General features: G+C 71.4%; 6 protein-coding genes. 3 read left to right on the top strand and 3 right to left on the bottom strand.

The window, feature by feature from the left end:
- Positions 1-352 precede the first annotated feature (352 nt).
- Positions 353-901, bottom strand: a complete 549-nt coding sequence (locus NON19_RS32805; RefSeq protein ID WP_255932926.1) for a MarR family winged helix-turn-helix transcriptional regulator — start codon at positions 899-901, stop codon at positions 353-355.
- Between the two features lie 125 nt (positions 902-1,026).
- Between NON19_RS32805 and NON19_RS32800 the strand changes: the two genes are divergently transcribed.
- Positions 1,027-2,322 carry an MFS transporter gene (locus NON19_RS32800; protein ID WP_255932925.1) on the top strand — a complete coding sequence of 432 codons (1,296 nt, stop codon included), beginning with the start codon at positions 1,027-1,029 and terminating at the stop codon, positions 2,320-2,322.
- Between the two features lie 4 nt (positions 2,323-2,326).
- Here NON19_RS32800 and NON19_RS32795 read toward each other — a convergent pair whose 3' ends face one another.
- Together NON19_RS32795 and NON19_RS32790 are read right to left on the bottom strand one after the other, a co-directional pair.
- Positions 2,327-4,030, bottom strand: coding sequence for an ATP-binding SpoIIE family protein phosphatase (locus NON19_RS32795; RefSeq protein ID WP_255932924.1), 1,704 nt, complete (start codon positions 4,028-4,030; stop codon positions 2,327-2,329).
- 198 nt (positions 4,031-4,228) lie between these two features.
- Positions 4,229-5,569 carry an NAD(P)/FAD-dependent oxidoreductase gene (locus tag NON19_RS32790; protein ID WP_255932923.1) on the bottom strand — a complete coding sequence of 447 codons (1,341 nt, stop codon included), beginning with the start codon at positions 5,567-5,569 and terminating at the stop codon, positions 4,229-4,231.
- Between the two features lie 275 nt (positions 5,570-5,844).
- Between NON19_RS32790 and NON19_RS32785 the strand changes: the two genes are divergently transcribed.
- Positions 5,845-6,651: a TetR/AcrR family transcriptional regulator gene (locus tag NON19_RS32785; RefSeq protein WP_255932922.1), complete on the top strand. Its 807-nt coding sequence runs from the start codon at positions 5,845-5,847 to the stop codon at positions 6,649-6,651.
- 200 nt (positions 6,652-6,851) lie between these two features.
- On the top strand, positions 6,852-8,025 hold a 1,174-nt coding region (locus NON19_RS32780; protein WP_255932921.1), incomplete at its 3' end, for a sigma-70 family RNA polymerase sigma factor.

The raw sequence follows: 8,025 nt of genomic DNA, 5'->3' as shown, positions 1-8,025 counted from the left end.
TGTTGAGTTCTCAAGGAACGGAAGCTTCCTTCGAGACCGTCTCACCGGCCCCTCCGGGCTTTCCCTTCGGTTTCTCCAGCTTATCAGACCCTTTCCGGCCCGATTCCCGCTGGCGGGATTTCCTGCTTGGTTTGTCTTTCCGGCCGCTCGGCCGTTCCGACGAGTGAGACTTTAGCGGATCCTTGGCCGCTCGGTCTAATCGAGCGAATTCCGGTTCCACATTCCGAAAACGCGCACGACAAAGCTGCGACAGCTAGTCGAGTGCGTTTGCGGAATGGTCGCCCGCGGACCGACCGAGGTCGGCGCTCACGCCGGGCAACCCGAAGAACACTACGGATGAGCCGGGCCCGTGTCAACTCGCGTGCGTGCCGTCCGCCGCATCCGGGTCCACCCGCTGCAGAACGCTCGTCAACATGCCGCCCAGCGTGGCCAGTTCGTCGGAGGACAGGTCCTGCAGGAGTCGCGACTCGAAGCCCGAGGCCATCCGCATCGCCTCCAGCCACTTGCCGCGGCCCTCGTCGGTCAGCTCGACGATCACCCGCACTCGGTTGGACTCGTCGCGCTCGCGGGTCACCAGGCCCTCGGCGACCATCCGGTCGATGCGGTGCGTCATGGCGGCGGGCGTCAGGCCCAGCCGCTTGGCGAGATCGCCGGGGCCGAGGCGGTACGGCTTGCCCACCAGTACGAGCGCCTTGAGCACCTCCCACTCGGCGTTGCTTATGCCGAGCTCGGCGACCTGGCGGCCGTAGGCGACGTTCATCCGCCGGTTCAGCCGCTGGAGGGCCGAGACGACCTTCTCGATCTGCGGGTCCACCTCGGGGAACTCGCGCTGGTAGATGGCGATCTGCTCGTCGAGGTCGAGCTCCGCCGGCTCATGGGGCGGCTCGTCGGCTGCGGTCATGTGTCGAGTATCCCATGGAAGTCGTTCGCGCTTAAGTCTTCGGGTGTGTATATTTTAGCTTCGAAGTTTAGGGTTGAAGTCTTCGAGCTCGTAGAGCACGGGCTCGCGCACAGAGGTAGGTGAGTGTGACCACGGCAATGGGCGCAGCGCTGCGCCGGATCCAGCTTGGGAACGCGCTGAGCGCGTTCGGCAACGGCTTCACGGTCCCGTTCCTGTTCGTCTACGTGGCGCGGGTAAGGGATCTTGGTGCCGTCACCGCGGGCGTGGTGTTGTGGGCTTTCGCCGCCGCCGCGCTGGTCGTGCTGCCGTTCACCGGTCGGGTCATCGACCGGCGGGGTCCGCTGCCCGTAGTGCTCGTCGGTTCCGTGGTCGCCGCGTTCGGTTCGCTGGGGTTCGGCCTGGCGACCACGGCACCGATGGCGGTCCTCTCCGCCGCCGTGCTCGGCGTGGGCATGGCGGTGATCCAGCCTGCGCTGGCCACACTGATCGTCTGGTGCTCGAGCACCGCGACTCGGTCCCGCGCCTTCGCCTTGCAGTTCTTCCTGAACAACCTGGGGCTTGGCATAGGTGGTCTGTTCGGCGGACTGCTGGTGGACACCGCCCACCCCGGCTCGTTCACCCGGCTGTTCGCCATAGAGGCGGCGATGTTCCTGGTGCTGGCCGCCATCGTCGCGACCGTACGGCTGCCGCGTACCGTCGCGATCGAGGACATCGAGGACGCGCCGGAGGGTGAGCGGGGCGCCGGTGGGTGGCGGGCGCTGTTGGCGGACCGTTCGATGGTGCGGTTGTGTGTGCTCGGCGCGGTGATGTTCTTCGCCTGCTACGGGCAGTTCGAGTCCGGGCTGTCGGCATACGCCACCGATGTGACCCGCATCCAGCCCGCCACCTTGGGTGTGGCGCTGGCCGCCAACACGGCGGTCATCGTGATCGCGCAGTTCCTGGTGCTCAAGCCGGTGGAGCGGCGGCGGCGCACCCGGGTCATAGCGGCGGTGGGGCTGATATGGACGGTCGCCTGGCTGGCCGCGGGCGCCTCCGGGCTGATCCACGGGCACCAGATGTGGGCGACGGGGGCGATCATCTCCACGTACGCCCTGTTCGGCCTGGGTGAGGCGATGCTGGCGCCGACGGTGGCCCCGCTGGTGGCGGATCTGGCGCCGACTCGCATGGTCGGGCTGTACAACTCCGCGTTCGCGCTGGTCAAGCAGCTCGCGTTGGCCATCGGCCCGCTGGTCGGCGGCGTATTGGCGGGCCTGGGGCTGTACGCCCCGTACATCGTGATGCTGGTGGGCTGCTCGCTGGCGATCACCGTGCTGTCGCTGCGGTTGGGTCGGCGTCTCACCCCGGCCCAGGACTCGCCGCTGCGGGCCGCCGCGGTGACCGCCCCGTCCGCGGAGACCGGCCGGGTGATGGCGGCGGCCTGAGCGGTCAGCCGCCCGCGCCGGGCAGGGCGAACTCGCACCAGACGGTCTTCCCGCCGCCCGGTGTCCGCCGCGAGCCCCAGGACGAGGCGATGGTCGCCACGATCGCGATGCCGCGACCGGCTTCGTCCCCGGGCTCGGCGCGCCGCCTGCGCGGCAGGTGGTCGTCGCCGTCGGTCACCTCGATGATCAGCCGGCGGTCGGTGCGACGCAGCCGCAACCGCATGGGCGGGGTGCCGTGCTGCAGCGAGTTGGCCACCAGTTCGCTGGTCGCCAGCACACCGAGGTCCCGCAGCTCCACCGGGAACCGCCAGGACGCGAGCACCCCGGTGGCGAACGCCCGTGCCCTGGGCGCCGCTTCGACACCACCGAGCAGGTCGAGCGAGGCGTTGCGGAATAGTTCCGCCTCCGCACCGGTGTGCCGGGGGTGCTGCAGTACCAGTACCGCCACATCGTCGTCGTGGTCCGAGCTGACGCCCAGGGTGCGCAGCAGCCGGTCGCAGATGACCTGCGGGGTGCCGCTGGCCCCGGCCAGTGCCCGCTCCAGTGCGGCGACGCCCTCGTCGATGTCCTCGTCGCGCCGTTCCACCAGCCCGTCGGTGTAGAGCACGGCGGTGGCGCCGGGCTCCAGCGGTACCGAGCCCGAGGCGTGCAGCCAGCCGCCGGTGCCCAGCGGTGGGCCGGTCGGCCCCTCCGCGCGGTGGACGCTGCCGTCCGCCGCGCGGACGACGATGGGCAGATGCCCGGCGGAGGCGAAGGTCAGCCGGGCCTCACTGGGATCGTGCACGGCGTAGACGCAGGTGGCGATCTGGCTGGCGTCGATCTCCGCGGCCAGCCCGTCCAGCAGCTGGATCACCTCGTGCGGCGGCAGGTCCAGCCTGGCGTACGCCCTGACCGCGGTGCGCAGTTGGCCCATCACGGCGGCGGCGCGCACGCCGCGGCCCATCACATCGCCGATCACCAAAGCGGTGCGGCCCGCGCCGAGGGTGATCACGTCGTACCAGTCGCCGCCGACGGCGGCCTCGGTGCCGCCGGGCTGGTAGGTGGCGGCCACCCGCAGGTCGTCGGGCTGCTCCAACTCCTGTGGCAGCAGGCTGCGTTGCAAGGTGACGGCCGCCTCACGCTGCAGCCGCTCGCTGACCCGCAGCCGTTCGGCGGAGCGCACCTGGTCGGTGACGTCGGCGGCGAAGACCAGCACACCGCCCTCGGCGGCCTCCTCGGCCGCCGCCTTCTCCAAGGCGGTGTTCGCCAACGGGGTGCAGGTGAAGGTGAAGTAGCCGTCCCGCGGCTCCTCGTTCGCCGCACGCGCCCAGGCGACCTTGCGGGCCTTGACGGTGCGCGGCCGTCCGCTGCGCAGCACCTGGTCCATCAGCGGCAGCAGGCCGAGTTCGGCGAGTTCGGGGAGCGACTCGCGGGCCGGTTCGCCGGTTTTACGGGCGCCGAACACCTCGGTGTAGGCGTCGTTGACGTATCCGGTGCGGTGCTCGGGCCCGTAGGTGATGGCGATCAGCGCCGGGACCTGGCCGAGGACGTCATGGACGGAGAGTTGGTCGGCCGCGGTCGGCTCGCAGTGCTGCGTTCCGCGGGCGGCGGGGACGGATCCCTGGGCGCCGGTGGCACAGGGTGGTGCGGTGGGATCCGCTGATGCGGCGGCAGCCGCCGCGCGTCGCTGTGTTCCGGGGAGCCGGGCGCTCCAGCGCGTCAGATTCACAGATTGATGCCTCGTGCTGTCGTACCGGGTGGCTCTGCCGGGCGGCCGTGGGGTAAACGCCCAGTTTCTCTTCTGTGTCACACTCTGCCCGCGTCAGGCGCATGTGTCACTCTTCGCAGGTGTGGACGTACTCGCCGTCATCACCGCAGTGGTGGAGCGTAGTTGGCGGCGGGTGGATGGGTGGGCGCGCGCCCGCGGTTACTGGTCCGGCTGTCTGCCGGTGCCGACGGCGAGTTCGAACTCCGCACGAGGGTTCTCCAGGGAGCCGAGTGCCGCGATCTCCCGTTTGAACAGCGCGGCCAGTGTCCAGTCGGAGAGGACCCTGGCCTTGCGGTTGGCCGTCGGAAGGCGGCTGAGGTGGTAGAGGCGGTGCATGAGCCACGCAGGGTAGCCCTTGACCTGGCGTCCGTACAGATGGGCGACGCCCTGGTGCAGACCGAGGGAGGCCACCGAGCCGATCAACGCGTGCCGGTACTCCCGGGGTTCGCCGCCCCGCAGTGTGGCGACGACGTTGTCGGCGAGGAGTCTGCCCTGGCGGACGGCGTGTTGAGCGTTCGGCGCGCACTCGGCGCCGGGCTTCTCGGCGGTCAGGTCGGGTACGGCCGCGGCGTCACCGGCGGCCCAGGCGTGTTCGGTGCCGTCGAGGCGTAGGGCGGCGGTGACCCGCAGTCTGCCGTGCGGGTCGCGCGGCAGATCGGTGGCGGCGACCAGCGGATGCGGTCTGACCCCGGCGGTCCACACCACCGTACGCGTGGGCAAGCGCGCGCCGTCGCTGAGCACAGCGACCCGCTTCTCGCAGCTGGCCAGTCGGGTTTCCAGCCGTACGTCCACGTTTCGGCCGCGCAGTTCGCGCACCGCGTACCGGCCGAGCTCCGCGCCGACCTCCGGCAGGATCCGGTCCGAGGCCTCCACCAGCACCCAGCGCATGTCCTCTGGCAGCACGTTGTGGTAGTAGCGGGTGGCGTAGCGGGCCATGTCCTCCAACTCGGCCAGCGCCTCCACACCGGCGAATCCGCCGCCGACGAAGACGAAGGTCAGCGCGGCGTCGCGGACCTCGACATCGCGGGTGGAGGAGGCGATGTCGAGTTGCGCCAGCACGTGGTTGCGCAGGCCGACGGCCTCCTCCACGGTCTTGAACCCGATACCGGATTCGGCCAGTCCGGGGATCGGCAGGGTGCGCGAGACCGAACCGGGGGCCAGGACGAGCTCGTCATAGCGCAGCTCGGCGTCGCCGCCGCCCTCGCTGCGGGTGGCGTGCGTGGAGACGTACGCCACCCGCCTGGCGTGGTCGATGCGGCGGGCCTGCCCGACCACGACCTGGCAACGGGGCAGGACACGCCGCAGCGGCACGATGACGTGCGCGGGCGCCACGGACCCGGCGGCCGCCTCTGGGAGGAACGGCTGGTACGTCATGTACGGGTCGGGCGAGATGACGACCACCTCGGCCTCGCCCCGTCTGAGCCTGCGCTGGAGGCGCAGGGCCGCGTACATGCCGACGTACCCGCCGCCGACCACCAGGATCCGTGCTGGCTGTGTCACCTTCCCATGACGCACCGACAAGCGGTGGTTTGTCCACAGGGCCAAACCATGTTGTCCACAGGCCGATCATGGCTGGCGCACAGACTCGTACGATGCTGAAAGCAGTCCGAGGAAGTACCCGATCGGGGCGGTCCGGGCGGAACCACCCCCTTCATTCTTGACTTGGGCTCAACTATGTTCGTACAGCGGTACGTCATCGGTGCGGGCAACTGCCCTAAGCCGACGGGACATTGGGGGAGTCTCCGGGGGGAGACGTTCACAACCGGGGGATACATATGCATATTCAGGACCCGCAGTGGTCGATGAGCACCATCAGCACTGACGGTGACGGACACGGCCGTGCCCATGGACGTGCGCACGGACTGACGACAGGGGGTACGGGGGGCAGGGGCACGCCACTGCGCGTGGACGCCCAGCGCAACCTGGAGCATGTGCTGCGGGCGGCGCGGGAGGTCTTCGGCGAACTGGGCTACGGCGCGCCGATGGAGGACGTGGCGCGGCGCGCCCGGGTGGGCGTGGGCACGGTCTACCGGCGCTTCCCCAGCAAGGACGTGCTGGTGCGCCGCATCGCGGAGGAGGAGACCGCCCGGCTGACCGAGCAGGCCCGCGCCGCGCTCGGGCAGGAGGACGATCCGTGGGCCGCGCTCTCGCGGTTCCTGCGCACCTCGGTGGCGTCCGGGGCCGGACGGCTGCTGCCGCCGCAGGTGCTGCGGGTGGAGAACGAAGCGCCGCAGGTGGCCGAGGCCAGGGTTCCGCAGCAGCGCGACCCGGCGGTCGTGCCGAGCGGTGTGGACGGGCGCAGGGCCGAACCGCCGCGGCTGGTGGAGACCCGGTCGCTGGTCGGCGCGGAGCACGGCGACGGCGGCATCTCGGCGCTGCTCACCGTGGTCGGCCAACTGGTCGAACGGGCCCGTGCGGCAGGCGAGTTGCGGCCCGATGTGGCGGTGGCCGATGTGCTGTTGGTGATAGCCACCGCGGCGCCCTCGCTGCCGGACGCGGAGCAGCAGGAGGCGGCTTCGGCACGGCTGTTGGAGATCCTGTTGGAAGGGCTCCGGTCGCGGCCGCAGATACGTACGGCGTAGTCGGCCACCGGTCCGCCGCCGGATCGGGGTGCCGCCCGCGCTCCGGTGGCGGACAGTCCACCTCGTGCGAGTGAACGTTCGGGTGCGAGGCGGTGATCTGCTCGGACGAGTGGTTCCGGTAACAGCCCGGGGCGCGCGCCATGCCGGTGTGCGACTCTTGGCCGTGGCTTGGTGCGGCGGCGGGTTGTGGAGCTTGCGCGATGGGCGTTGACGGACAGGACGAGTCCCGGGGCACTGACGGCACGCGGTCCGGCGGCGGCCCGGAAGCCGACGGCTCAAGGGCCGACGGTGGCTCCGGCGAGGGCGCCAGACCCGGCCGCGGGCTGCACCGAAGGGTTCCGGGCCAGGCACCCGCCGGGGCGGGCGGTACGGGCGCGGCGGACGCCACCGAGCGGGCCGGTGGCGGACGTGGCGCGGCCGACGAGTCCGTACCGCAGCAGCGCGAGCATCCCGGTGGTGCGCAACTGCCGCCGTCTGATGCCGAGTTGGTCGCCCGGGTGCGCGGCGGTGACGACAGCGCGTACGAGGAGTTGTACCGGCGGCACGCCGACGCGGTACGCCGCTATGCGCGCGGTTGCTGCCGGGACGCCTATACAGCGGAGGACCTCACCGGTGAGGTGTTCGCCCGCACCCTGCAGGCGGTGCGTGGCGGTGCCGGGCCGGACGCGGCGGTGCGGGCGTATCTGCTGACGACGGTGCGGCGGGTCGCGGCTTCCTGGACGAGCAGTGCGAGGCGTGAGCAACTGGTCGAGGACTTCGCGGTGTTCGCGGTCGGTGCCGCCGGTACGGCCGCCAGCGGCGAGGGCGGGTTCGGCGCCGCGACAGATCTTGGTGCGGATGTGCGGGCCATGCACGAGGCCGAACAGTCACTCGCGGTCAAGGCGTTCAAGGCCCTGCCCGAGCGCTGGCAGGCGGTGCTGTGGCACACCGCCGTCGAGCAGGAGTCGCCGAGCCAGATCGCCCCGCTGCTGGGGCTGACCGCCAACGCCACGGCGGTGCTGGCGCACCGGGCTCGCGAGGGGCTGCGCCAGGCGTACCTGCAGGCCCATGTCAGCTCCGCGCTGACCTCGCAAGCCGAATGCGCCCGGCACGCGGACCGGCTCGGCGCGCATGCCCGCGGCGGCCTGCGGCTGCGGGCGGACCGGGAGTTGCGCAAGCACCTGGAGATCTGCGACCGGTGCCGTGCGGCGGCGGCCGACCTCGCCGATGTCAACGCCTGCCTGAAGGGCCTGCTGCCGGTTGCCACGATCGGGTGGTTCGCCGCGGCCTACGCCGCCAAGGCGGCCGGTATCGCGGCGGTCGGCGCGGCGGGAGCCGGTGCGGCGGCGGGAGCGGGGGCCGGGACGGGAGCGGGGGCGGCGGGTGGGGTGGGGG

Source organism: Streptantibioticus rubrisoli (assembly GCF_024436055.1).
Lineage (GTDB): Bacteria > Actinomycetota > Actinomycetes > Streptomycetales > Streptomycetaceae > Streptantibioticus_A > Streptantibioticus_A rubrisoli.
This window is presented reverse-complemented; position numbering and strand designations above follow the sequence as displayed.

Coding starts and splice junctions, on each gene's coding strand:
- NON19_RS32785 (WP_255932922.1), top strand. CDS start 5,845: ATGCATATTCAGGACCCGCAGTGGTCGATGAGCACCATCAGCACTGAC.
- NON19_RS32805 (WP_255932926.1), bottom strand. CDS start 901: ATGACCGCAGCCGACGAGCCGCCCCATGAGCCGGCGGAGCTCGACCTC.